The sequence below is a fragment of the Streptomyces sp. NPDC005808 genome, from assembly GCF_042871385.1.
GTDB lineage: Bacteria > Actinomycetota > Actinomycetes > Streptomycetales > Streptomycetaceae > Streptomyces.
The window spans coordinates 196,068-219,645 of record NZ_JBIAIK010000007.1; the positions used below are offsets into that span (position 1 = coordinate 196,068).

Below are 23,578 nucleotides of genomic sequence, written 5' to 3' on the forward strand. Positions count from 1 at the left end.
GAGGGCCGCTGCTCAGACCCGGTTTATCACGGTGCGGTCGGCCGGCACGGCCCCATACCCTTCCATCATGACGACGCCCTCGTACCCGCCCAAGCCCTCACCGGACGACCGGATCGCGGTCGTCTCGCCCTCCTCCGGACTCCCTGGGCTCCTCCCCCTTCCGTACGAGCTGGGGCTGGAGAGGTTGCGCAAGGAGTACGGTCTCGAACCGGTCGAGTATCCGGCGACCCGGAAGATGGGCTCGACTGCGCAGGAGCGGGCCGACGACCTCCACGCGGCGTTCGCCGATCCGACGGTCAGGGCCGTCATCTCCTCCATCGGCGGCGACGACCAGATCACCGTGCTGCCGCTCCTCGACCGGGAGTTGATCCGCGCCAACCCGAAGCCGTTCTTCGGGTACAGCGACAACACGAACTTCCTCGCGTATCTGTGGAACACCGGAATCGTCGGCTACCACGGCGGATCGGTGATGTGCGAACTCGGCCGCCCCGGTGCCATGGATCCGCTGACCGCCGAGTCGCTGCGGGCCGCGCTTTTCACCTCCGGGCCCTACGAGCTGCGCCCCGCAGACCGCTTCGGCGAGGTCAACGGCCCCTGGGAGGACCCGGCGACCTTCGATTCGGAGCCGCCGACGGAACCGGGCGACGGCTGGGCCTGGCACCGCCCGGACCGCGTGGTCGAGGGCCGCTCCTGGGGCGGCAACGTCGAAATCCTCTCCTGGCTGCTGATGGCCGACCGCGAGATCGCTCGTGATCACTCCGTGTACGACGGTCATGTGCTGTTCCTGGAGACCTCGGAAGAGATGCCGAAGGCGAACGACGTCTTCTGGATTCTGCGCAGCATGGGCGAGCGCGGCCTGCTGGGACGTTTCCCCGCGCTCCTGATGGCCCGCCCCAAGGCGTGGTCGTTCGAACAGCCCAACGACGCCACCGGCAGAGCCCGTTACGTACGGGAGCAGCACGAGGCGGTGCTCCGAGCCGTCGACATGTACGCGCCCGACATGCTGGTCGTCCTCGATGTGGACTTCGGTCACACCGATCCGCAGATCGTCATTCCCTACGGGGGCACCATCCGCGTGGACGGCCCCGCCCGGCGCATCACGGTCACCTACTGACCTGCAACAAGCCCCCGCACGCCCCCGTAACCGCCGATCACCGTGGGTAGTTGACGCGGCATGCACGACGTACACACAGTGAAGAAGCCGTCCATGCTCCGTCTTGCGTCCGCTTCCCTCGCCGGGACGGCCATCGAGTTCTACGACTTCTTCGTCTACGGGACGGCGGCCGCGCTGGTCCTCGGGCCGCTGTTCTTCCCGACGTTCTCTCCGCTGGCCGGGACGCTGGCGGCCTTCGCGACGTTCGGCGTCGGCTTCGTCGCCCGCCCGCTCGGCTCGGTGCTCTTCGGGCACATCGGGGACCGGCGCGGTCGGCGGCCCGTGCTGGTCGCCTCGCTGCTGTTGACCGGCGCGGCGACCGTGGCCGTCGGCTGCGTACCGACGTACGACACGATCGGTGTGGCCGCCCCCCTGCTCCTTCTGGTGCTGCGTTTTCTGCAGGGGCTCGGGCTCGGCGGGGAGTGGGCCGGAGCGGTGCTGCTCACCGCCGAGCACGCGCCCGCCGACCGGCGCGGGCTGTGGTCGAGCTTCCCGCAGATCGGCCCTTCGCTCGGGTTCGTACTGGCCAACGGCGTGATGCTGGTGCTGTCGGCGACACTGTCCGACGCTCAGTTCGCGGCGTGGGGGTGGCGGGTGCCGTTCTGGGCGGCGGGGGTGCTCGCGGCAGCTGGTCTATGGCTGCGCAGCTCGCTCGTGGAGAGCCCGCAGTTCCTGGAAATGGGGGACCCCGCGCGCGTGCCGCTCGCCGAAGTGGTGCGCGATCACTGGCGGCTGGTGCTGCTGACGGCCGGCGGCCTCGCGGTCGGCTACGCGGTGTTCTACTCGGTGACGACCTGGGCACTCGCCTACGGCGTCGAACGGCTCGGGGTGAGCCGTACCGTCATGCTGGCCTGCATCATGGCCGCCGTGGTGGTGAAGGGCGCCCTGACTCCCCTGATGGCGCTGCTCGGTGACCGCTACGGGCGGCGGCCCCTGTGTCTGGTGGGCTGCGCGGGTGCCGCGCTGTGGATGTTCCCGATGATCGCACTGCTGTCGACCGGCGAACCCCTGCTGATGTTCCTCGGCTTCCTGGTGGCGCTGATCTCGTTCATCACGATGTTCGCCGTGATCGCCGCGTATCTGCCGGAGCTGTACGAGCCCCGGGTGCGCTGCACCGGCGCGGCGGTGGGCTACAACCTGGGCGGGGTCCTCGGCGGCGCGCTCACCCCGATCGTGGCGACGGCGGTGGCCCAGGGGGGAAGGGGTGCCCTGGGGCGTGGCCGCCTATCTGACGGGGATCGCGCTGCTCAGCCTGGGGTGCTTCGCGCTGCTGCCGGAGACACGGCCGGTGCCCCGGCTGGCCGTCGTACCCGCCCCGGAGTGACCGGGCACGGCGGTACGCGCCGCTGGGCGACGCACCCTACGGATTGACCGCCAGCTCCAAGTAGGCCGCGAACAGCACCAGATGGACGCCGCCCTGCAGCGGCGTGGCGCGCCCGGGAACCACCGTCAGGGCGCTGACCACCACGGTCAGCGCGAGCAGCACCATGTGGGTGGAGCCAAGGCCGAGCACGAGCGGTCCGGAGAGCCAGACGGACGCGAGCGCGACGGCGGGGATCGTGAGGCCGATGCTTGCCATCGCCGAGCCGAGGGCAAGGTTCAGGCTGGTCTGCACGCGGTCACGGCGGGCCGCCCGCAGTGCGGCGATGGTCTCGGGGAGCAGCACGAGCAGCGCGATGATCACACCGACCACGGAGTGCGGCATACCGGCCGCGTCGACTCCGGACTCGATCGTCGGCGACACGCCCTTGGCGAGGCCGACCACGCCGACGAGTGCCACGCCGAGCAGGCCCAGGCTGATTCCGGTCGTACGGGCGGACGGGCCGTGGGCATGGTCGTCCAAGTCGATGATCTTGCCCTGTCGGGTGACCGGCAGGAAATAGTCGCGGTGGCGCACGGTCTGGGTCGCCACGAACAGGCCGTACAGAACCAGCGAGGCCAGCGCCGCGAAGGTGAGCTGGGCCGCGGAGAACTCCGGGCCCGGCTTGCTGGTGGTGAACGTCGGGAGAACCAGGCTGAGCGTGGCCAGCGTCGCGACGGTCGCGAGGGCGGCCCCGGTGCCCTCCGCGTTGAAGACCGCCAGTCCGTGGCGCAGTGAGGCGACGAGCAGGCACACCCCGACTATGCCGTTGCAGGTGATCATCACAGCCGCGAACACGGTGTCGCGGGCCAGTGTCGAACTCTTGTCGCCGCCATCCGCCATCAAGGTGACGATCAGGGCGACCTCGATGATCGTGACGGCGACGGCGAGGACGAGTGAACCGAAGGGCTCGCCGACCCGGTGCGCGACCACTTCGGCGTGGTGCACCGCGGCCAGCACGGCTCCGGCGAGAACCACCGTGACCAGCGCGACAACCGCACCGGGCAGCTCGCGCCCCCAGGTGAAGGCCAGGAGGACCAGTGCGATCACGGGCACCACGGACGACCACCGCGTCAGGAGTGACCGGAATCGAACGAGCATGCAGTGATCCTTGCAGCCGGACACGGGCCCCGCATGCCGGTGACGCGGGGCCCGGGAGCGAGCCGCTACTTCAGCTCGGTCGTTTCCCGTACGTCGCAGTCGGTGAAGGTGGGCGGCCTGGTACACAGCGCGGCCAGTTGCTCCGCCATCCTGGAGGTCTCCGGGTCGTTGCTGTTGCGCATGGCGTCCTCGTACGACTCGAACTCGATCACTACGAGATAGCGGCCCGGCATATTGCGGTCCTGAAGAACGAGACGGTGCGTGGGGCCGCCGGTGCGGCCTGCAGAGCGCTGGGCTGCCTGCTCGACCAGCTCCCGCATCTCCTCAATGCGCTCGGTCTCGAAGTCGATGATCTGCACGAACTTCATGGTGCCTCCATCCGGCCGTGGCGTCCCCGGGGCTGGGGAGCGTCCAGGACCCAAGCAAGCACCGGGAGCGGTACCCGGCAACTGGCCGGGCACCGCTCCCGCAATGATTGTTCCTACGCCCGGCGTCCTCAGACGTCGATGCTGTCCTTCGGCGCGCTCTCGGTCGATTCCTGCGCCGCCTGCTTCTTGGAGGCGATGAGGCTGGTGATCGTCGTGACGACCAGAACCCCGCAGATCACGCCGAGCGAGACCGGAATGGAGATCTCGGGGACATGGACTCCCGACTCGTGCAGCGCGTGCAGCACCAGCTTGACGCCGATGAAGCCGAGGATCACCGACAGGCCGTAGCTGAGGTGGACCAGCTTCCTGAGCAGGCCTCCGATAAGGAAGTAGAGCTGTCGCAGACCCATCAGCGCGAACGCGTTTGCCGTGAAGACGATGTACGGGTCCTGCGTCAGGCCGAAGATCGCGGGGATCGAGTCGAGCGCGAAGAGCACGTCGGTGGTGCCGATCGCGAGCATGACGACCAGCATCGGCGTCATGACGCGCTTGCCGTTCTGCTGGATCCACAGCTTGGTGCCGTGGTAGCGGTCGGCCACGCCGAAGCGTCGCTCGGCGGCCTTGAGCAGACGGTTCTCCTCGAACTCGTCGTCCTCGTCGCCCGCCCTGGCTTCCTGGATCAGCTTCCAGGCGGTGTAGATGAGGAAGGCGCCGAAGATGTAGAAGACCCACGCGAAGTTCGCGAGGACCGCGGCACCGGCGGCGATGAATATCGCGCGCAGGACGAGGGCTATGAGCACACCGACGAGGAGCACTCGCTGCTGGTACTGCGTGGGCACCGCGAACTTCGCCATGATCAGCACGAAGACGAAGAGGTTGTCGACGCTCAGCGACTTCTCGGTGATGTAGCCGGCGAAGAACTCTCCGGCGGGCTGACCGCCCGAGAAGACGAGCAGCCCGAGTCCGAACAGTGCGGCCAGAGCGATCCAGACGACCGTCCAGATTCCGGCTTCCTTGATCGATACGTCGTGCGGCTTGCGGCCGATGAAGAAGTCGACGGCGATGAGGGCGGCAAGGCCCGCGATCGTCAGGACCCAAAGGGTCACGGAAACATCCACTGCGCCTCCGGCAGTTCGTAACGGCAAATTTCAGCGTCGTCGCTGCTGGAGGTCTCTTCCACCCTTGGCGGCCGGGACGCGCGATGCGTCCGGTGCCTGCGGGCCGACGCCCCGGGATCTGGCCTGATCCGTATTGACGGGTACGCCGCAGTTGGTAGGGAGTACTCCCCTCCGTACGGAAAACAGTACCTGAATCACCAAGGAAAGGTAAAGGGTTTGGTAAAAGAAAGCACAAGTCCGCTGGTCAGGCCGCTTTACCTAAGCTTGACATAAGCGCTGGAGGCGTCAGCGGTTCCAGGAGCGGCGGGCCTCCGCGACCCGCGCGAGTACCTGCTGGAGCACCTGACTGCCCGGTGGTACGAGCCCTGGCTCGTACGTCCAGGCATGCCCGACCCAGGGATCGGCGAGGTGGTCGTCGGGCACCGGGGTGAGTCGCAGCAGCGATCGCCAGAGCGGGTCGAGCAACGGCCCGTAGGCCTCGGCGTCCTCCCGGTCGGCCACCATCATCAGATGGACGCCGACGGCCGGCCCCTCGTCGGCGAGATAGCGAAGCTGGGTCACGGCGCGGTCGTCGAAGCCGTGCGGGAAGTCGTTGACGATCAGCAGCTGTTCGGCGGTGTCGAGGTCCGGGGGCAGTGAGTCGGCCACTCCACCGCGCACCGCCATCTGCACCAGGTCGACGCGCTGGGTGAGGCGGGCCAGAACGTCGGCCACCCCCGCAGCGCCGACGGCGGGCGCGCCGCCGAGCACCCCGGACCGCACCAGCGGCGCAAGGGACAAGGCAGCCGAACCTGCGGGATCTATGACGTGCACGGTGAACTCACCCGGCGGATAGACGGCGAGCAGGCGCCCGGCGTGCGACACGGCCGTGTCCATGGCGAGGCGGCGGAGTTCGTCGGAGTCGGCGAGTGAGTCGCTGAGGCCGGCGCGGCCGCTGTCGATCCACAGGCCGCGCTCCAGCGGCAGCCGGACCAGCATCGGAATGCTCAGGCCATCGCTCTCGGGCAGCCGGAGGTCGCCGAGACGCACGGCCATCGGGACCTCCATGGGCACCCGGTAGCCGTGCCAGGCCGGATTGTCCCAGCGCGCGAACGCCGCAGGAAGTGCGGGCTCGACCACATCGGCCTCGGCACGGAGCTGCCCGAGGTCTCGGTCCAGGGCCGCCCGTGCCTGGTCGACCAGCCGAGCATGCTTGGCCTGAGCCGCCTCGCGCGCCGCGTCGCCCTGCCCGCCGATCCGGCTGCGCGGGTCGGACAGCACCTTGTCGAGCTCGTGCTCCAGGCGCGACTCGGCGAAGTCGACGGCGCTGCGATAGGCGGCGGCGGTGCGGGCCAGGTCCTCGAACATGCCCCACACCTGGTTGTAGAGCCGCTCCTCCATGGACCAGCCGGTCGCGTCGCCCGCGACGGGCACTGCGGGCTGCCCGGGCGGAGTCGCGGGTGCGCTCGGCGGGGGTGGGGGCGGTGCCGCGTTCTGCCGACCGGGGTGGGTGTAGTTGACCGGACCGCCCTCGCCGGCTGCGGACGCCTGCGTGGCGGCGGAAGGGTCGGCCTGCGTCGGGCCCACGGGGTAGTCGCTCTGGGGTGCCGTGGCACCCTGCACGCCGGACACGTCGTACGGGGACTGCGGCGGCGAAACGTTCCCGGAAGTCCCCTGGGGCGGAGCTGCGTACGGCTGGTCCCCTCCCGTCGCCGAGGTGGCCGCCTGGCGTGAGCGGTCCGCGTCGGGCGTACGGGACGGGGGTGCGGCCACCGAGCGCGCCATGCCCCGGGCCACCGCCTCGTTGATGCTGCCGGCGAGCTGCTGAGCCTCGGGCAGGCCCTGGTCGGTGAGGAGTTCGGCGAGACCGCCCGCGTATCCCTGACCGACCGCGCGGACCTTCCACGCGTCCTGTCTGCGGTAGATCTCCAGGGCCACGACCGCCGACTCGGCGTCCAGACCGGTGACGGTGTAACTGGCGACCTCGGAGCCGTCGAGGCCGGTGACCGCGACGAAGGGGGCGGCGACGGATCCGAACCGGACCGGGCCGCCGACCCCGGACGGCAGCGCGAGCAGCACACTCACCCGGTGTACCGCTGCCGACAGGGCATCCAGGTCGAAGGCGAGGCGATGGTCGGCCGCGGCCTGCCGGGAGACCTCGAGTCCGGGCAGGGTGGGCGCGCCCGGGTGGGCCACCCACTCGACACCACGGACCCTGCCCTGCTCGTCGCTGAGCGTGGCCCCGGCCACGATCGGCTTGCCGGCCGACACGCGGACCTCAAGACGGACCTGGGAGAGCGGGTGGTTCTGCCCCCGGACCAGCTCGGCCGTCATCGACTTGTCCCCCTACGTCGCTTCGTGTGCCGCTCGCCGGACTGCCTACAGCTGCGGCAGGATCGCGGGCATCAGGTCCTGGAACGTGCGCCCATTGGCCGGCGTGCCGATGGCCGTCATCTGCCAGCCATCGCCCGCCCGGTGCACCTTCGCCATGATCTGGGCCGTGTACTGCCCACCGCCGGCCAGTGTGTAGCGGGCGAGTTCCTGTCCGTTGGTCTCGTCGACCAGACGGCAGAACGCGTTCTGCACCTCCTGGAACGTCTGGCCCGTGAAGGAGTTCACGGTGAAGACGATCTGGTCGATGTGGACCGGGATGCGCTGCAGGTCGACAAGGATCGACTCGTCGTCCCCGCCCTGGCCCGCACCACCGACGAGGTTGTCACCGGTGTGCCGCACGGAACCGTCGTCACTGACGAGGTGGCGGAAGAACACGACGTCGACGGGCTGCTTGTCGGCGAACAGCACGGCGGAGGCGTCGAGGTCGATCTCCCGGGTGCGCGAGCCGAACAGGCCGCGCCGGGGAGCCGCCTGCCAGCCGAGCCCCATCCGCACCGCCGTCAGGGTCCCCCCGTCCTTCTTCTGCAGACTGATGGCCTGACCCTTGGTCAGATTGACGCCAGGCCCACCGGGCGTACTGCCCTTGGATACGTCGACCACGCGCTGATCCCCTCTCAAAGTCCCCTGTTTCCGCGGAGTCCGCGGATGACCAGAACCCTACGCAGCAGCACTGACAGTGCCGAACCCTGGGGCGCACTTTGTGTCGGTCTTGCAACACAGTGCGTACAGGAGGAGGCCGGCACCGGCAGAGGGGCGTCAGGCGAGTCCGCCTTCCTTCATCTGCCGCAACTCCTTCTTCATCTCGGAGACCTCGTCACGCAGCCGGGCGGCGATCTCGAACTGGAGGTCCGCCGCGGCGGCGCGCATCCGCGCCGTCATCTCCTCGATCTGCCCGGCCAGTTCGGCCGCGGGGCGGTCGGTCGGGACCGTCTCCTTGCTCCTGCCCTTCGCGGACTTGGCCGCCTTGCCGCCGAGCGCGGGCACCGGGGTCTTGCCGCCCTTGCCGTCATTCCCCTTGCGGTAGCCGGAGCCGAGCAGTTGCTCCGTGTCGACGTCCTCGCGGGCGATCTGGGCCACGATGTCGTTGATCTTCTTGCGGAGGGGCTGCGGGTCGATGCCCCTCTCCTTGTTGTAAGCGACCTGCTTCTCCCGGCGGCGGTTGGTCTCGTCGATGGCCTTCTCCATCGCCGGGGTGATCTTGTCGGCGTACATGTGGACCTGCCCGGAGACGTTGCGCGCCGCGCGGCCGATGGTCTGGATCAGGGAGGTGCCCGATCGCAGGAACCCCTCCTTGTCGGCGTCGAGGATCGACACCAGGGAGACCTCGGGCAGGTCGAGGCCCTCACGGAGGAGGTTGATACCGACCAGGACGTCGAACTCGCCCGCGCGCAGTTCCCGCAGCAGTTCGACGCGGCGCAGGGTGTCGACGTCGCTGTGCAGATAGCGCACCTGGATGCCGAGTTCCAGGAAGTAGTCGGTGAGGTCCTCGGCCATCTTCTTGGTGAGCGTGGTGACCAGGACGCGCTCGTCCTTCTCGGTGCGCTTGCGGATCTCGTGCACCAGGTCGTCGATCTGGCCCTCGGTGGGCTTGACGACGACCTCGGGGTCGATGAGGCCGGTGGGGCGGATGATCTGCTCGACGAAACCGTCACCCCGCGAGAGTTCGTACTTCCCCGGGGTCGCCGACAGATAGACGGTCTGCCCGATGCGCTGCTGGAACTCCTCCCACTTCAGGGGACGGTTGTCGAGCGCGGAGGGCAGCCGGAAGCCGTGGTCCACAAGGGTGCGCTTGCGGGAGGCGTCGCCCTCGTACATGGCGCCGATCTGCGGGACCGTGACGTGCGACTCGTCGAGGACGAGCAGGAAGTCGTCCGGGAAGTAGTCGATCAGTGTGTTCGGTGCGGAGCCCGGCTCGCGGCCGTCGAAGTGCATCGAGTAGTTCTCCACGCCGGAGCAGGAGCCGATCTGGCGGAGCATCTCCAGGTCGTACGTCGTGCGCATGCGCAGGCGCTGGGCCTCCAGGAGTTTGCTCTGCTTCTCCAGCTCGGCGAGGCGCTCCCCCAGCTCCTTCTCGATGTCGTTGGCTGCGCGCTCCAGTCGCTCGGGGCCCGCGATGTAGTGGGACGCCGGGAAGACGTGCAGCGAGGTGTCGTCGCTGATGACCTCGCCGGTGAGCGGGTGGAGCGTGGAGAGGGCCTCGATCTCGTCGCCGAACATCTCGATGCGGACGGCCAGCTCCTCGTAGACCGGGAAGATCTCGATGGTGTCGCCGCGGACCCGGAAGGTGCCTCGCGCGAAGGCCACGTCATTGCGCGTGTACTGGATGTCCACGAAGCGGCGCAGCAGGTCGTCCCGGTCGATCTCGTCACCGACCTTGAGGCGGACCATCCGGTCCACGTACTCCTGTGGAGTACCGAGGCCGTAGATGCAGGAGACCGAGGCGACCACGATGACGTCACGGCGGGTGAGCAGCGAGTTCGTCGCGGAGTGGCGCAGGCGCTCCACCTCCTCGTTGACCGAGGAGTCCTTCTCGATGTAGGTGTCCGACTGCGGGACGTAGGCCTCGGGCTGGTAGTAGTCGTAGTACGAGACGAAGTATTCGACGGCGTTGTTCGGCAGCAGCTCGCGGAACTCGTTGGCCAGCTGGGCGGCCAGGGTCTTGTTCGGCGCCATGACGAGCGTGGGGCGCTGGAGCTTCTCGATCATCCACGCGGTGGTGGCGGACTTGCCGGTGCCGGTTGCGCCCAGCAGGACAACATCCTTCTCACCTGCGCGGATGCGCTTTTCCAGCTCGGCGATGGCCGCAGGTTGGTCACCACTCGGCTGGTAGGGGCTGACGACCTCGAAGGGCGCCACCGAACGTTCGATCTTGGATACGGGCCGCATGGAATCAACGGTACGACCCCGCACTGACAACGGGACCGGATCACCAGCTCTGCGGAGTGCGGGTGCGGGACCTGCGCCTTCCGCGGTCGTGGCCGTGGTGGAGCGGCGGACGGCGGCCCGGGGGCGGGACAGCGGGGTGGGCGGGGACCCCCGGCCTGTTCTCCGCAGGTGTCCGGACGGGCTTCCCCATCACCATCAGCGGGTCGAACATCACGACGACGCCCGCCAGGCAGAGGAAGACCAACGGTCCGATCATCATGGGTGCGAGCAGGGCGGCGGGCGAGTCCCCGGCGGGATTGCCGGACGCGTTGTGCAGATGGACGCTGAGGGCGGCCATGCCCGTGTAGTGCATACCGCTGACGGCGAGCCCCATGATGAGGCCGGCGCCCACGCTCCAGAGGAATCCGCGAACCTGCCCCGCGGCCCACAGGGCGGTGGTGGCGGCGACGACTGCTATGACGACCGAAGCGGAGACGGTGAGCGTGTTGTACTCGAGGTTCCCGTTGACGCGCATGCCGGCCATACCCAGGTAGTGCATCGAGGCGACACCCAGGCCGGTGATGGTGCCCCCGGTGAAGAGCGCCGTTCCGGTGGCTCCCCTGTAGCCGACGATGAAGATCCCGATACCGGCCATCACGACGGCCACGCCCAGGCTCGCGAACATCAGCGGTTTGTCGTACCGGACCGGGGTTTCCTCGATCGTGAACCCCATCATCGCGACGAAGTGCATGGTCCATATGCCCGAGCCGATCGCGGCCGAGCCGAGTGCGAGCCAGCCCGCCCGCCAGGGGGAGGTGACCAGCATCGATCTGGTGGTGCAGCGCAGCCCCAGCGCTCCTCCCAGGCAGGCCATGAGGTATGCCACCACAGGCGTGACGAATCCGTAGCTGAAGTCGTCGACTGTGCCCTGCATACCTGGCTGCCCTTCCCGCCCTGTTGCGCCCGGAAATCCTCGGATTGCGCCCCACCCTCGGGACCGTGAGATCGGTCAGGGTTGTGGCAGAGAGTATGACTTCCACCAGAACGGTCGAACGGGTTTCCGGCAAAGAATTACGACCTCGCCCCACTTGTGCGGCGCCGGTGTGCGGACTTGGGCAACTCCGTTCATTGTGTGGTTGTCCCGCACACTCATCTGCTGACATACCGGTGGCAACCTGATGCTGAGCTGTGCCTGTCTGCTCTCTGTGGTCCAGTCGACTCCGGGCCGACGACGAGCGGGCCCCGGTCGCGGTCCGGTGTCCGCGTCGCGGGCGTTGTCAGTGGTGCGCCGTACGGTGGATCTCATGTACAGCCACGGGCAGAACGAGCAGCAGGTCGTGTGGGTGGTCGTCGACACGGCCATCGGTCCGCTGCTGCTGGCGGCCACGCACGCCGGCCTGGTGAACGTCGTGTTCCACGCCACGGACACGGTGCGCGACAAGGCGCTCGACCGGCTCGCGTCACGTCTGGGCAGCGAACCCGTCGAGGCACCGGACTCCCCGCTCCTGGCCGAGGCGATACGTCAGCTGACGGGCTACTTCGCCGGTGAGCGGCACGACTTCGAGCTGCCACTGGACTGGTCGCTGATCTCCGGGTTCAACCGACAGGTGCTGCGCGAGCTGGCGTCCGGCGTTCCGTACGGCGCGGTCGTGGGCTACGGCGACCTGGCCGGGCGGGTGGGCCAGCCACGCGCGGCGCAGGCCGTGGGCGTGGCCATGGGCTCGAACCCCCTGCCGGTCGTCGTGCCGTGCCACCGGGTCGTCGAGAGCGACGGCGGCATAGGCGGCTTCGGCGGCGGTCTGGAGACCAAGCGGAAGCTTCTCGCACTGGAAGGAGTGCTTCCGGAGCCGCTGTTCTGAGCTTCCGGCCCTTCCGGAGCCGCCTGCGCCTCCCGAACGCCTGTTCCGACCACCCGGTGCTTCCCGAGCCGCCGCCTGCTCCGACCACCTGTGCTGCGGAGCCTCTCGCGAACCGTCCAGGTCGTGCGGTCGCCCCCGCGGAGGATCGCCGCGTCGCCGGGACCCGCCCCCGACGTCGATCGCGGGCACGGCCGCTGACGGCGAAGTGCTCGTTCGCCTCCGTGTCGGTAACGACACCGGGCGTGATCTGCCAGATTCCGCGCGGCTGCGGTATCGAGCGGTCACCTCAAGGGGCTCGTGCGCCGAGGGCGATGAGGGCGCGCTTCTCCGCGGAAAAGGCCCTGACGCGGAGGGTGGCCGGAAGGCATGGCTGGTAGCAGACTCCGTTACGCGCACAGCCGCTGGCGTCCGAAGCAACGGGGCTGAAAGGACGGCGATCAGGCATGAGCGGAAACAAGGCAGTCGCATATCTCAAGCCGGGTGCGGTGGAGGTCAGGACCATCGACCGCCCGACACTTGAACTACAGGACGGGCCAGGAGTGGCACCCGGCAACGTCGGCCGCAAGTGCCGGCACGGGGTCATCCTCAAGGTGCTCGCCAGCAACATCTGCGGAAGTGACCAGCACATGGTGAGGGGTCGTACGACCGCGCCCGAGGGGCTGGTCCTCGGACACGAAATCACCGGAGAGGTACTGGAGCGCGGCCCGGACGTCGAGTTCATCGAGGTCGGGGACATCGTGTCGGTGCCGTTCAACATCGCCTGCGGGCGGTGCCGCAACTGCAAGGAGCGGAAAACCGGCATCTGTCTGAACGTCAACCCGGCCCGGCCGGGCGCCGCTTACGGGTATGTCGACATGGGCGGCTGGGTCGGCGGACAGGCCGAGTACGCCATGGTCCCGTACGCGGACTTCAACCTGCTGCGGTTCCCCGACCGGGACCAGGCACGGGAGAAGCTCCTCGACCTCACCATGTTGTCGGACATTTTCCCGACCGGCTTCCACGGCGCGGTCACCGCGGGCGCCGGGGTCGGTTCGACGGTGTACGTCGCCGGGGCGGGCCCGGTCGGTCTCGCCGCCGCCGCTTCGGCTCAGCTCCTCGGCGCCGCGGTCGTCATCGTCGGGGACCTCAACGCCGAACGCCTCGCCCAGGCGCGGAGTTTCGGCTGCGAGACCGTCGATGTGTCACGCGGCGCCGTGGAGGATCAGATCGCACAGATCCTCGGGGAGCCCGAGGTCGACGCGGCCGTCGACGCGGTCGGCTTCGAGGCTCGGGCCCACGGCTCGAACGCCGAGGAGGCACCCGCGACCGTCCTCAACTCGCTGATGGGCATCACGCGCGCGGGCGGCGCACTCGGCATACCCGGGCTGTACGTCACGGACGACCCCGGAGGGATCGACCAGGACGCCCGGACAGGGACGCTGAAGGTGCGGCTCGGCCTGGGGTGGGCGAAGAGTCACCAGTTCACCACCGGCCAGTGCCCGGTGATGCGGTACCACCGGGGGCTGATGCAGGCGATCCTGCACGAGCGGGTGCACATCGCCAAGGCGGTCAACGCCACGGTGATCAGTCTGGACGACGCACCGCGCGGTTACGCCGAGTTCGACCAGGGTGCCAGCCGCAAGTACGTGCTCGATCCACATGGGGCCCTGGACGGCGTACGAGCTGTCTGAGGTGCTGCAAGGCGTACGCCCAGCCGGCTGTGAGGGGTGCCCGCACGTGTGGGCACCCCTGTGCGCTACTCGTAGTGCCGTGCCTCGAAGACGTTTCCGTCCGGGTCGCGGAAGTAGAAGCTGCGCCTGGACATTCCGCGGGCGCCGAAGGAGTCGTACGAAAAGTCCGAGACGGGGACGGAGCGTTCTTCCAGACGTGCCCGCAGCGCCGTGAAATCGTCTTCCCGGAGCGACAGGCATACGTGGTTGACGGGGTGACCGGCGCTGTCGGCGCCTCCGGGGACCATGTTCATGCGGGGCGCCATGGGGAGCGGCGCGAGGTCGAAAATGGTCTCCTCATTGAGGCGTACGGAGGGGAAGGACACCTTACCCGCGGCGAATTCGATGACCCTCAGGGGTTCCAGGCCGACCGCCTTCTCGTAGAAGCCGGCGGAGGCGATCGGATCGCGCACCCAGAGGACGACATGGTCGAGACGTGCCGAGTTGTCCGTCATGCCCTCAGGCTGGAGGCAGGCGCCGCAGGCCGCAAGGGTTTGACCGGGTGTGCCGCTCGCCAGAGATGAGGAAAGACGACCGACGGACAGGAGGCAGGCGCGTGATCGTGGTGTCCGAAGAGGTGCGAGAGGCGCTCGACGCGCACCGGCCGGTGGTGGCCCTGGAGTCGACGATCATCGCGCACGGGCTGCCACGCCCGCGCAATCTGCAGGTCGCTGTGGAGCTGGAGGGTGTCGTACGGGAGGAGGGCGCTGTTCCCGCGACGATCGCCGTGCTCGACGGACAGCCCCTCGTCGGACTGGACAAGGAACAGTTGGAGCGGGTCGCGAACGAGGACGGGATCCGCAAGCTGGGGCACCGTGATCTGCCCCTCGCGGTGGCGTCAGGGGCGAGCGGGGCGACGACCGTGTCCGCGACGGCGCTGCTGGCCGCCCGCGCGGGCGTACGGGTGTTCGCGACGGGCGGCCTCGGCGGGGTGCACCGGGAGTGGACGGTGACCCAGGACGAGTCCGCCGATCTGGGTCTGCTGGCGCGTACCCGGATCACGGTGGTGTGCGCGGGCGTCAAGTCGATCCTGGACGTGCCCGCGACGCTGCAGCGCCTGGAGACGCTGGGCGTGGCGGTGGCCGGGTACGGCACGGAGCGGTTCCCGGGCTTCTACCTGTCCGACTCGGGGCATCCGGTGGAGTGGACGCTTCAGTCGCCCGGGCAGGTGGCGGATGTCATGCGTGCGCAGGACACGCTGGACGGTCCCGAGTCGGCGCTCATCGTCGCGAACCCGGTTCCCGAAGAGGAGCAGCTCGCTCCCGCGCTCCACGCGCGCGTACTCTCCGACGCTCTGCACGCGTGCGAGGCGGACGGCGTGACCGGGCAGGCCGTGACTCCTTTCCTGCTCGACTATCTGGTGCGGCACACGGACGGCGCCTCACTGAGTGCCAACCTCGCGGCGGTGCGAGGCAACGTACGCCTCGCGGGGCGCATCGCGGCCGCTTGGGCCGGGGCTGCGTGAGCGGGACGGGTCACGCGGCCGCCGGGCGAAACCGAAGCGCGGCCACGGGGGCGCTGCTCGTCATCGGTGACGTGGTCACGGACGTCGTCGCCCAGCACCGTGGGCCGCTGGCGGCGGGCACCGACACGGCCGCCACGATCCTGACGCTGCCGGGCGGGGCAGGCGCCAACGTCGCCTGCTGGGCGGCGCATGGGGGCTGCACAGACGTGCGGCTGCTCGGCCGGGTGGGTGCGGACGCGGCCGCGTGGCACGAGCGCGAGCTGACGGCGTCCGGCGTACGCCCGCTCCTCGTCGTCGATCCGGAGGCGCCCACGGGGACGGTCATCTGTCTGGTGGACACGGGTGCTTCGGCCGAGCGCACGTTCCTCACGGATCTCGGGTCAACGCCGCAGCTCGAACCCGGCGACTGGTCTTCCGCACTGCTCGACGGGGTTGCACGGCTGCACCTGTCGGGTTATCTGCTCTTCTCCGAGTCGGGCCGGGCGCTGGTGTCGGTGGCTCTTGAGTCGGCGCGCGCGCGTGACGTACAGGTGAGCTTGGACCCCGCGTCAGCGGGTTTCCTCACGCAGTTGGGTGTGGACCGCTTCCTCGCACTCGCGGAAGGTGTCGACATCCTGCTGCCGAGCCGGGCCGAGGCCTTCCTGCTGACCGGGCTGCCCGATCCGGCGGACGCGGCGGCCAAGTTGAGCCGCCACGTACCGCTGGTCGTCGCCAAGCAGGGCGGCGACGGAGCCCTGGTGGCCCGTTCGGGCGCCGTCCACGCCCGGGTTCCGGCGTCGCCCGCGACACCCCGGGACACCACGGGCGCGGGCGACGCCTTCACCGGAGCGTTCCTCGCCGCCCTGCTCGCGGGCGCGGAGCCCGAGGAGGCCGCGGTGCAGGGGTGCCGGGCGGGGGCGATGGCGGTGGAGCGGGCCGGGGGAAGGCCGCCGACGAGCGGGTGACGTGCCCGGTGGAAGCCTGCCGGTCGCGCCTAGTGATGGCGCGCCGACTCCTCTCCCGCCCCTACCCCTTGCGCCCCCAGGCCGAGATCATCGGCGCGGTCGCCAGGTCCATCGACCCGGAGGCGACATTGGCGAGGTGGCGGTCGATCTCCTGGTGGGTGGCGAGGCCCGCGGTGACGAGCTGTTCTCTGATCTGGCGGATCGTCGCGGATTCGAGTGCGGCGCAGGCGGACGAGGTGACGGGGAAGTACGCGTCGGCCTCCACACCACGCAACCCCGCCTGGCGGAGCAGGCGCGGGAGTTTGCGGCCGTACCCGAGGTCGGCGCCGCGCTCCCCGAGCAGGCTGCGCAGGCCTTGGCGCAGTCGGTTCGCGAGCTGTTGCTCGGGACCGTACTCGTCGAGGCAGAGCAGAGGCTGCAAGGCGGGGTCAGCATCCTCGACGAGGAGCCGGCCGCCGGGTCGCAGGGCCTTGATCATCGACCGCAGTGCCCGCTCCCGGTCCGGCACATGGACCAGCACGAACCGTGCGTGCACGAGGTCGAAGCCGTCCCCCGGTGGCTCCTCGGCGCCCACGTCGTGGATACGCACCTCGACGGGCGGGCGGGCCGGGGATCTCACCCACGACGTGTCGGTGTCGGTCGCGATGACCCGTCCGGTGGGGCCGACCTTCTTGGCGAGCCAGGACACCACAGACGTGCCACCCGCGCCGACCTCCCAGCAGCGCCAGCCGGAGCCGATGCCGAAGCGTTCGAGGTGCCGGAACGTCGTGGGGTCGAAGAGAGTGGCGGAGGCGTCGAAGCGCTGCTCGGCCTCGGTCTGCCGGTTGTCGAGGAGATACCCGTCGGTTCGCATCATAGAGAGATCATCCCATTTGAGTGCCTTGTCATGAATCGTCGACGCTCCCGTTGTCGGCGCTCACTCGAAGTCGACTTACCGGAACGGAATGTTCCGTTCCCACAGGCTTGTCCGACGGTCGAACCGGCCTGGCAAACTGACACGCCAGGGCGCGAAGTACGGCGCAAGGGGATCCATGCAAGGAGATCCAGATGTCCATGGCAGGGAATCTGCGGAAGGTCACGGGCCTCGACAAGGTCAGCGGCCTCCGCAAGGTGGCGCGGCTGGCACGGCGACACACCCGAGTCGACCTGAGCCACCCCGCCCGGTCCCCGCTGGGCTCGGCGGTAGTGAACTGCGTTGCTTACCAGGACGGCGCCAGGGTCCCCGGGGGCCGCGACCTGGTCGACACCGTGGAGCGGGTCCGCAAGCAGGACGACGGGTTCGTCTGGCTGGGACTGCACGAGCCGACGGACCAGGAGTTCGCGGGCATCGCAGACCTCTTCGACCTGCACCCCCTGGCTGTCGAGGACGCGGTGGAAGCCCATCAGCGCCCGAAGCTGGAGGCATACGGCGAAACGCTCTTCGCCGTCTTCAAGACGGTCTGCTACGTCGAGCACAAGGAACTGACGGCAACCAGCGAGGTGGTGAACACCGGCGAGATCATGGTCTTCGTCGGGGCCGACTTCGTCATCACCGTGCGGCACGGAAGGCACGGGTCCCTGGGCCCGCTGCGCGAGGAGCTGGAGGCCGATCCCCGTCAGCTCTCAAAGGGCCCGGCCACGGTGTTGCACGCGATCGCGGACCATGTGGTCGACGACTACGTGAATGTCACGGACTCGGCCCAGGCGGACATCGACCAGGTCGAGGCCGACGTCTTCGCCGAGAACGGCGCCCGGGCGGACGCGGGCCGCATCTACCAGCTCAAGCGTGAACTCCTGGAACTGAAGCGGGCCGTGGTTCCGCTCGCCCGCCCGGTCCAGGAACTCGCCACCCGCCCGATACGGGTGATCGACCCGGAGATACAGGCGTACTTCCGCGATGTCTCCGACCACCTGCTGCGGGTCACCGAGCAGATCGCCGCCTTCGACGAGCTGCTCAACTCCATCCTCCAGGCGCACCTGGCACAGGTGACGGTCTCGCAGAACGAGGACATGCGGAAGATCACTGCATGGGCGGCCCTCATCGCCGTGCCCACGATGGTCTGCGGGGTGTACGGCATGAACTTCGAGCACATGCCGGAACTGGGCTGGACGTTCGGCTACCCACTCGTCCTCGGCGTGATAGCCACCGCCTGCCTCGTCCTGTATCGGGGGTTCCGGCGCAGCGGCTGGCTGTGAGAGAACGAACCTGGGAGACCCCTCGCCCGGCAGGTCAGTCCGACCCCGCCCGTCCGCGCATCCGCCTGTCAACCCGGACCGGCGAACGCGCGGGCAGGCGGGCAGGCGGGCAGGCGGGCAGGCGGAGGTGCGCACCCGAGAACGAACGGGGCCCGGGATCGGGGGGACCCACGAGACCTGGGGGATCCATGAGCGCGGGAGGACCGACCAGGCAGGGAGGGAGGGAGGGAGGATCGACGACGTCAGCTCGTCGCGCTCCTCGCGTAGACGCTCTCGACCCAGGCGGCAAGTTGTTCGTCCGTCAGATGCTGGGCCAGGTCGGCTTCGCTGATCATGCCGACCAGTCGCTTGTTCTCGATCACGGGAAGCCGGCGGATCTGGTGCCCCTTCATCTCCTGGAGCACCTCGCCGACATCGGCGTTGGAGTCGATCCAGCGCGGGGTGCCCTGGGCCATCTCGCCCGCGGTGACCCGTGCGGGATCGTGGCCCATGGCCACACAGCCGATGACGATGTCGCGGTCCGTGAGGATGCCGCAGAGCCGTTCGTTCTCGTCGCTGATGGGCAGGGCTCCCACATGGAGCTCGCGCATCAGCTGGGCGGCGCGGTCCAGGGTCTCGTGGGCGGGAATCCACTGCGCACCACGGTGCATGATGTCTCCGGCGGTGGTCATGAAGTACCTCCCGGTGCCGGACGGCCGGCGCGGCGCGGAGAGCACCGCTAGTCCCGGCGCCCTACATTCTCGCCGCACCCTCGGAGAAACGCACCCGGAAGTTCCCGGAAGTTCCCGTTTTCGGGTCAGACCTCCTGGCTTCGAGCCAGGGGTTCTCCGTTTCAGGACAGTTCCAGGTCAGGGTTTCAGGTCAGTTCCAGGTCAGGTTTCAGGTCAGGTTTCAGGTCAGGCGGAGAAGCCGACGATCTTCTGCGGGACGACACGGATGATCACGCGGACCTCATCGCCCTTCTCTGCCGGAGGGTCGATGCCGAGGTACTTGCGGGAGAGCTCTCACCGAAGGAGAGCGTCATGACCATCAGCATAACTATATGCACGTGCATACAGAAGTGTTTTGAGTGACCGCTCGCGATCAGCCGTTCCAGGCAGGATGACGTGGGTCGTCGGCGCGTACCAGGACATCGGCCGTGGCGCCCGGGTCCGTCTCGGTCTCGTAGCGCGCGAAGGCAGGGAGGGTCCAGTGCTCGTCCTCGGGGGTGTGACGGCGGAGTGCACCCGGCGAGAGGAACACATGGACGCTGAGGTCGAAGGGGAACCAGTGGCGAAGGAGGAAGGGGCCGTGCAGCAACAGGGGGCTGTCTGGCGGGAGTTGGACATACGGGCTGCGGGTGGCCCGGTCGGTGGCCGGATCCCAGAGGTCGGGCAGGACCCGCCCGTCGCCACCGGGTTCGAGGGGGCCGAAGACCTCACGCCACAAGGCGCCGGTGTCGAACCAGCCCTCGTAGTAGGACTCCACGTCCTCGCGGCCGTATTCGAGCCGCACCGACGAGGGGCGCAGGAAGCCCTCCGTACCGACCACGAGCGAGGAGCGGCCTCGTATGCGGAGCGCCTCGGAGACGCGGTGCGCGAGTTCGCCGGGGCGGGCGGCCGGCGCTCCATCGAACGCGACGCGCGGCCAGGGGCCGCCGTCGTCCGGTTTCAGGTCGAGCAGCCGCTCGGCGAGGAGGTCGCCGAGCTTTTCCCAGGTGATCGCTTGGAGTCGCACGTAGCCATGATGTCGCGATCGGGAGGCGTTCACGTGGGCGGCGAGGGGGCGCGGAATTGCGGAAGGCCCGTGGCGCTCCAGGTGCGGGCTGCGTCAAGGAGCGGGATGAGGGGCCACCGAGTGGCGTGACGGCATATTTGACGCGGGGCGGTTCTCGTCGTACACGGGGCGGGTTCAACGAGGGCTCGTCCCCGAATTGACTCTGAGGGCCAGTGCCAGAAGCATCGATCCTGGACAATTCGCCGGTGACGTAGATCCCGATGCGGACGGGGGATGAACCGCATATGGAACCGAGCGCAACTCCCCTGCGCCACACCGGACTTCTCGTCATCCAGCCGCTCAGGAAGCGGCAGTGCGCCGAGTGCCGGACCGGACCACTGGCGTTGCTGGTGCTGGAGGAAGGCGCGCCGCGTTGTCTGGACTGCGCGGATCTCGGGCATCTGGTGTACCTGCCGAGGGGCGACACCGCTCTGACGCGGAGGTCGCGGGAGGGGAGTGCGCTGTCGGCGGTGGTGGTGCGGTTCAACCGGCGCAGGAGCCGGTACGAGCGGCAGGGTGTGCTCGTCGAGGAGGCCGCGCTGGCCCGGGCCGAGGAGCGGTGTCTGGCGGACGCGGAGGCGCGGCATCGGCGCCGTGCTCGGGACGCGCGGCGGCGGGAGGATGAGGATCTGCGGTTCACGGACGCTTTCGCGCGGGAGATCCGCCGGATGTTTCCGGGCTGTCCGGCCGAGCGGGCGCGGGACATCGCCGCACACGCTTCGGTGCGTGGGAGCGGGCGGGTGGGACGCAGCGCCGCTGGTCGTGCGCTGTCCGAGGCGGCGGTGGCCGCGGCGGTCCGGGCGTCCGTCCGGCACACGGACACGCCGTACGACCAATTGCTGATGAGCGGGGTGCCTCGGCATGAGGCGCGGCGGCGGATCGCTGAGGTGGTGGAAACCACGGTGCGGGGGTGGCAAGCGGGGCAGGTGCCGCCTTGACGTCGGCCGGGGCGGCCTGGACGCTCCCGCATGCCCCCGCGCCCCTCAGCCATGGTCACCTCCGCCGTACGGGTTTTCACTTGTGGTGACAGCGGACTTCGGGTCGATGTGGGAGTGGACATGATCGATGGGCCGTACTTCGTGCTGACGTTGCTGGGTGTGCTCGGCTGTGGGCTGGTGGCCGGGGTGTTCTATGGGTTCTCGACGTTCGTGATGAGGGCGATCGCCGAGTTGCCTCCCGCGCAAGGGGTCGCCGCGATGAAGTCGATCAATGTGTTCGCGTTGCGCCCCGCGTTCATGCTGGCGTTCATCGGGTCGGCGCTGCTGTGCGCCGCCATCGCGGTGGTCACGTTCGTGCTGCTGCCGGACGAGGGGACGGTGGAGCTGTTGGTGGGCAGCGCGCTGTATCTGGTCGGGTGTTTCGGAGTGACCATCGCCGCGAACGTCCCACGCAACGACGCGCTCGCCAAGATGGACCCCGGCAGCCCGGAGGCAGTCGCCTACTGGCCCGCGTACGTGCGCGAGTGGTCGATGTGGAACCACCTCCGCACGGCCGCCGCGGCCGCCGCGTCCATCTCCTACGTCCTCGCCCTCGCCTGAGCCGAAGCCGAAACCGAAGTCGGAAACGGAACCAGGGCCGGAACCGGAACCGGAACCGGGGCCGAAGCCGGATCTGGAGCCGAAGCAGAAGCCCGAGCCGGAGCGGAAAGCAAGCGGAAAAGCTGGCGGACCCGCAAGCCGAGACCGCAAGCAGGGCCGCGAGCTGAGCGGCGTGGTCCGCGGCGGCGTCGTATCGTGGCGGGAAAGGTGTGCCGCCCTGAGGCCGTGGGCCGAAGACGTCCGACGACGGTGCGGCGCCGCGCCCGTCGCGTACGCAAGGGAGACGGCCATGGCCGATCCCAAGGGATTCATGACCACACCCCGCGAGGAGTACCCGCGTCGGCCCGTCGAGGAACGGGTGCGGGACTGGAACGAGGTGTACGTCCCCGGAGCACTGCTGCCGATCATCAGCAGGCAGGCCGACCGGTGTATGGACTGCGGGGTCCCCTTCTGCCATGAGGCCTGCCCGCTGGGCAACCTGATCCCCGAGTGGAACGATCTCGTCTCCCGGGAGGACTGGCGGGCGGCGAGCGACCGGCTGCACGCCACGAACAACTTCCCCGAGTTCACCGGGCGGTTGTGCCCCGCGCCGTGCGAGGCGGGCTGCGTGCTCGCGATCAACCAGCCCGCGGTCACCATCAAGAACGTCGAGGTCGCCATCGCCGACCGCGCCTGGGCGGACGGGCTCACGCCGCCGCGCCCACCGGACCGGCTCTCCGGACGGACCGTCGCGGTCATCGGTTCTGGACCCACCGGGCTTGCCGCGGCACAGCAGTTGACGCGGGCCGGGCACACCGTGGCCGTGTACGAGCGGGCCGACCGGATCGGCGGGCTCATGCGGTACGGGATCCCGGCGTTCAAGATGGAGAAACGGCATCTGGACCGGCGGCTGGGTCAAATGCGCGCGGAGGGAACGAAGTTCCGTACGTCGACGGCGGTCGGGCGGGACATCGGGGCGGCGGAGCTACGGGCACGCTATGACGCCGTCATCCTCGCCGTGGGCGCCACTGCCTGGCGTGAACTCCCGGTACCGGGGCGGGAGTTGCAGGGCATCCACCAGGCGATGGAGTACCTCCCGTTCGCCGACCGGGTCTGCGAGGGCGACCTGGAGACATCGCCGCTGTCCGCCGCGGGCAAGCACGTCGTCATCGTCGGGGGCGGGGACACCGGCGCCGACTGTCTGGGGACCGCGGTGCGTGAGGGCGCGGCGTCCGTGACCCAGCTGGACATCTATCCGCTGCCGGAGGCGGAGCGTGACCACGACTCCGAGCCCTGGCCGACGTACCCGAAGATCTACCGGCTCTCGGCCGCGCACGAGGAGGCCGACGCGCTGGGGACGGCGCCCGCGGCGCACGCGGACGCGCGGCTCTTCGCGGCGTCCACACTCCGCTTCACCGGGGACGCGGCGGGGCACGTCGGCTCGCTGCATCTCGTCGAGGTGGACGCCGGGCGCCGTCCGGTGCACGGTTCCGGGCGGACACTCCCGGCCGACCTGGTGCTGCTCGCGCTCGGCTTCTCCGGGCCCGACCGCCACGACGGGCTGATCGACCAGCTGGGCCTGGCTCTCGACCCGCGGGGCACGATCACCCGCGACGCGGAGTTCGCGACGAACGTCCCCGGGGTGTACGCCGCAGGGGACGCGGCCCGCGGCCAGTCCCTCATCGTGTGGGCCATCGCCGAGGGCCGCTCGGTGGCGGCCGCGGTGGACCGCCGGCTGACGGGCGGCGACTCGCGACTGCCGACGCCGATCGGGCCGTACGACCGCCCAATGTCGGTGTAGCGACCCGCGTCAGTC

20 protein-coding genes and 1 pseudogene are annotated in these 23,578 nt (G+C 69.3%); 10 read left to right on the top strand and 11 right to left on the bottom strand.

Annotation, left to right across the window (positions count from 1 at the left end):
* The first annotated feature begins 67 nt into the window (after positions 1-67).
* Together ACFYPC_RS17900 and ACFYPC_RS17905 are read left to right on the top strand one after the other, a co-directional pair.
* Positions 68-1,114 carry a S66 peptidase family protein gene (locus ACFYPC_RS17900; protein ID WP_388676744.1) on the top strand — a complete coding sequence of 349 codons (1,047 nt, stop codon included), beginning with the start codon at positions 68-70 and terminating at the stop codon, positions 1,112-1,114.
* 93 nt (positions 1,115-1,207) lie between these two features.
* Positions 1,208-2,477: pseudogene (locus ACFYPC_RS17905) on the top strand (MFS transporter).
* Positions 2,478-2,513: 36 nt separating this feature from the next.
* On the opposite strand, the gene ACFYPC_RS17910 reads toward ACFYPC_RS17905, so the two are convergent.
* From ACFYPC_RS17910 to ACFYPC_RS17940, 7 genes are all read right to left on the bottom strand, one after another.
* Positions 2,514-3,614, bottom strand: coding sequence for a calcium:proton antiporter (locus ACFYPC_RS17910; RefSeq protein WP_388676747.1), 1,101 nt, complete (start codon positions 3,612-3,614; stop codon positions 2,514-2,516).
* 65 nt (positions 3,615-3,679) lie between these two features.
* On the bottom strand, positions 3,680-3,982 hold the full coding sequence (locus ACFYPC_RS17915; protein WP_388676749.1) for a hypothetical protein: 303 nt from the start codon (positions 3,980-3,982) through the stop codon (positions 3,680-3,682).
* Positions 3,983-4,110: 128 nt separating this feature from the next.
* Positions 4,111-5,100, bottom strand: a complete 990-nt coding sequence (locus ACFYPC_RS17920; protein WP_388676752.1) for a TerC family protein — start codon at positions 5,098-5,100, stop codon at positions 4,111-4,113.
* Positions 5,101-5,385: 285 nt separating this feature from the next.
* Complete coding sequence (locus tag ACFYPC_RS17925; protein ID WP_388676754.1) at positions 5,386-7,413, bottom strand: TerD family protein; 2,028 nt, start codon at positions 7,411-7,413, stop codon at positions 5,386-5,388.
* A 45-nt stretch (positions 7,414-7,458) separates the two neighbouring features.
* Positions 7,459-8,073: a TerD family protein gene (locus ACFYPC_RS17930; protein WP_388676757.1), complete on the bottom strand. Its 615-nt coding sequence runs from the start codon at positions 8,071-8,073 to the stop codon at positions 7,459-7,461.
* A 156-nt stretch (positions 8,074-8,229) separates the two neighbouring features.
* Positions 8,230-10,359 carry an excinuclease ABC subunit UvrB gene (gene uvrB / locus ACFYPC_RS17935; RefSeq protein ID WP_388676760.1) on the bottom strand — a complete coding sequence of 710 codons (2,130 nt, stop codon included), beginning with the start codon at positions 10,357-10,359 and terminating at the stop codon, positions 8,230-8,232.
* Between the two features lie 40 nt (positions 10,360-10,399).
* On the bottom strand, positions 10,400-11,272 hold the full coding sequence (locus ACFYPC_RS17940; protein WP_388676763.1) for an MHYT domain-containing protein: 873 nt from the start codon (positions 11,270-11,272) through the stop codon (positions 10,400-10,402).
* 370 nt (positions 11,273-11,642) lie between these two features.
* Here ACFYPC_RS17940 and ACFYPC_RS17945 point away from each other — a divergent pair, with 370 nt between their 5' ends.
* Together ACFYPC_RS17945 and fdhA are read left to right on the top strand one after the other, a co-directional pair.
* Positions 11,643-12,197 (top strand): methylated-DNA--[protein]-cysteine S-methyltransferase, encoded by a 555-nt coding sequence (locus ACFYPC_RS17945; protein ID WP_388676766.1) that lies wholly within the window; start codon positions 11,643-11,645, stop codon positions 12,195-12,197.
* A gap of 443 nt (positions 12,198-12,640) precedes the next feature.
* A complete protein-coding gene (gene fdhA, locus ACFYPC_RS17950) occupies positions 12,641-13,867 on the top strand; it encodes a formaldehyde dehydrogenase, glutathione-independent (RefSeq protein ID WP_388676768.1) in 1,227 nt (408 codons plus the stop codon).
* Positions 13,868-13,932: 65 nt separating this feature from the next.
* Here the strand turns inward: fdhA and ACFYPC_RS17955 are convergent, their stop codons facing one another.
* The gene (locus ACFYPC_RS17955) at positions 13,933-14,361 is read right to left on the bottom strand and encodes a VOC family protein (protein ID WP_388676771.1); all 429 of its coding nucleotides are present in this window, start codon (positions 14,359-14,361) and stop codon (positions 13,933-13,935) included.
* A gap of 65 nt (positions 14,362-14,426) precedes the next feature.
* Here ACFYPC_RS17955 and ACFYPC_RS17960 point away from each other — a divergent pair, with 65 nt between their 5' ends.
* Both ACFYPC_RS17960 and ACFYPC_RS17965 read left to right on the top strand, forming a co-directional pair.
* Positions 14,427-15,371 carry a pseudouridine-5'-phosphate glycosidase gene (locus ACFYPC_RS17960; RefSeq protein ID WP_388676774.1) on the top strand — a complete coding sequence of 315 codons (945 nt, stop codon included), beginning with the start codon at positions 14,427-14,429 and terminating at the stop codon, positions 15,369-15,371.
* Positions 15,368-16,315 (top strand): carbohydrate kinase family protein, encoded by a 948-nt coding sequence (locus ACFYPC_RS17965; protein WP_388676776.1) that lies wholly within the window; start codon positions 15,368-15,370, stop codon positions 16,313-16,315. The genes ACFYPC_RS17960 and ACFYPC_RS17965 overlap by 4 nt, the downstream gene beginning before the upstream one ends.
* A gap of 61 nt (positions 16,316-16,376) precedes the next feature.
* Here the strand turns inward: ACFYPC_RS17965 and ACFYPC_RS17970 are convergent, their stop codons facing one another.
* On the bottom strand, positions 16,377-17,171 hold the full coding sequence (locus tag ACFYPC_RS17970; protein ID WP_388676779.1) for a class I SAM-dependent methyltransferase: 795 nt from the start codon (positions 17,169-17,171) through the stop codon (positions 16,377-16,379).
* Between the two features lie 191 nt (positions 17,172-17,362).
* On the opposite strand from ACFYPC_RS17970, the gene ACFYPC_RS17975 reads away from it, so the two are divergent.
* Entirely contained in the window at positions 17,363-18,490 is a 1,128-nt protein-coding gene (locus tag ACFYPC_RS17975) for a magnesium and cobalt transport protein CorA (RefSeq protein ID WP_388676782.1), read from the top strand.
* A gap of 242 nt (positions 18,491-18,732) precedes the next feature.
* On the opposite strand, the gene ACFYPC_RS17980 is transcribed toward ACFYPC_RS17975, so the two are convergent.
* Both ACFYPC_RS17980 and ACFYPC_RS17985 read right to left on the bottom strand, forming a co-directional pair.
* Positions 18,733-19,161, bottom strand: coding sequence for a CBS domain-containing protein (locus tag ACFYPC_RS17980; protein ID WP_388676785.1), 429 nt, complete (start codon positions 19,159-19,161; stop codon positions 18,733-18,735).
* A gap of 412 nt (positions 19,162-19,573) precedes the next feature.
* Complete coding sequence (locus tag ACFYPC_RS17985) at positions 19,574-20,206, bottom strand: uridine kinase (protein WP_388676788.1); 633 nt, start codon at positions 20,204-20,206, stop codon at positions 19,574-19,576.
* Between the two features lie 284 nt (positions 20,207-20,490).
* On the opposite strand from ACFYPC_RS17985, the gene ACFYPC_RS17990 reads away from it, so the two are divergent.
* From ACFYPC_RS17990 to ACFYPC_RS18000, 3 genes are all read left to right on the top strand, one after another.
* Entirely contained in the window at positions 20,491-21,183 is a 693-nt protein-coding gene (locus ACFYPC_RS17990) for a DUF2293 domain-containing protein (protein ID WP_388676791.1), read from the top strand.
* Positions 21,184-21,303: 120 nt separating this feature from the next.
* Positions 21,304-21,783, top strand: a complete 480-nt coding sequence (locus tag ACFYPC_RS17995) for a DUF1772 domain-containing protein (protein WP_388676793.1) — start codon at positions 21,304-21,306, stop codon at positions 21,781-21,783.
* Positions 21,784-22,072: 289 nt separating this feature from the next.
* Positions 22,073-23,563 carry a glutamate synthase subunit beta gene (locus tag ACFYPC_RS18000; RefSeq protein ID WP_388676796.1) on the top strand — a complete coding sequence of 497 codons (1,491 nt, stop codon included), beginning with the start codon at positions 22,073-22,075 and terminating at the stop codon, positions 23,561-23,563.
* Positions 23,564-23,578: the final 15 nt, after the last annotated feature.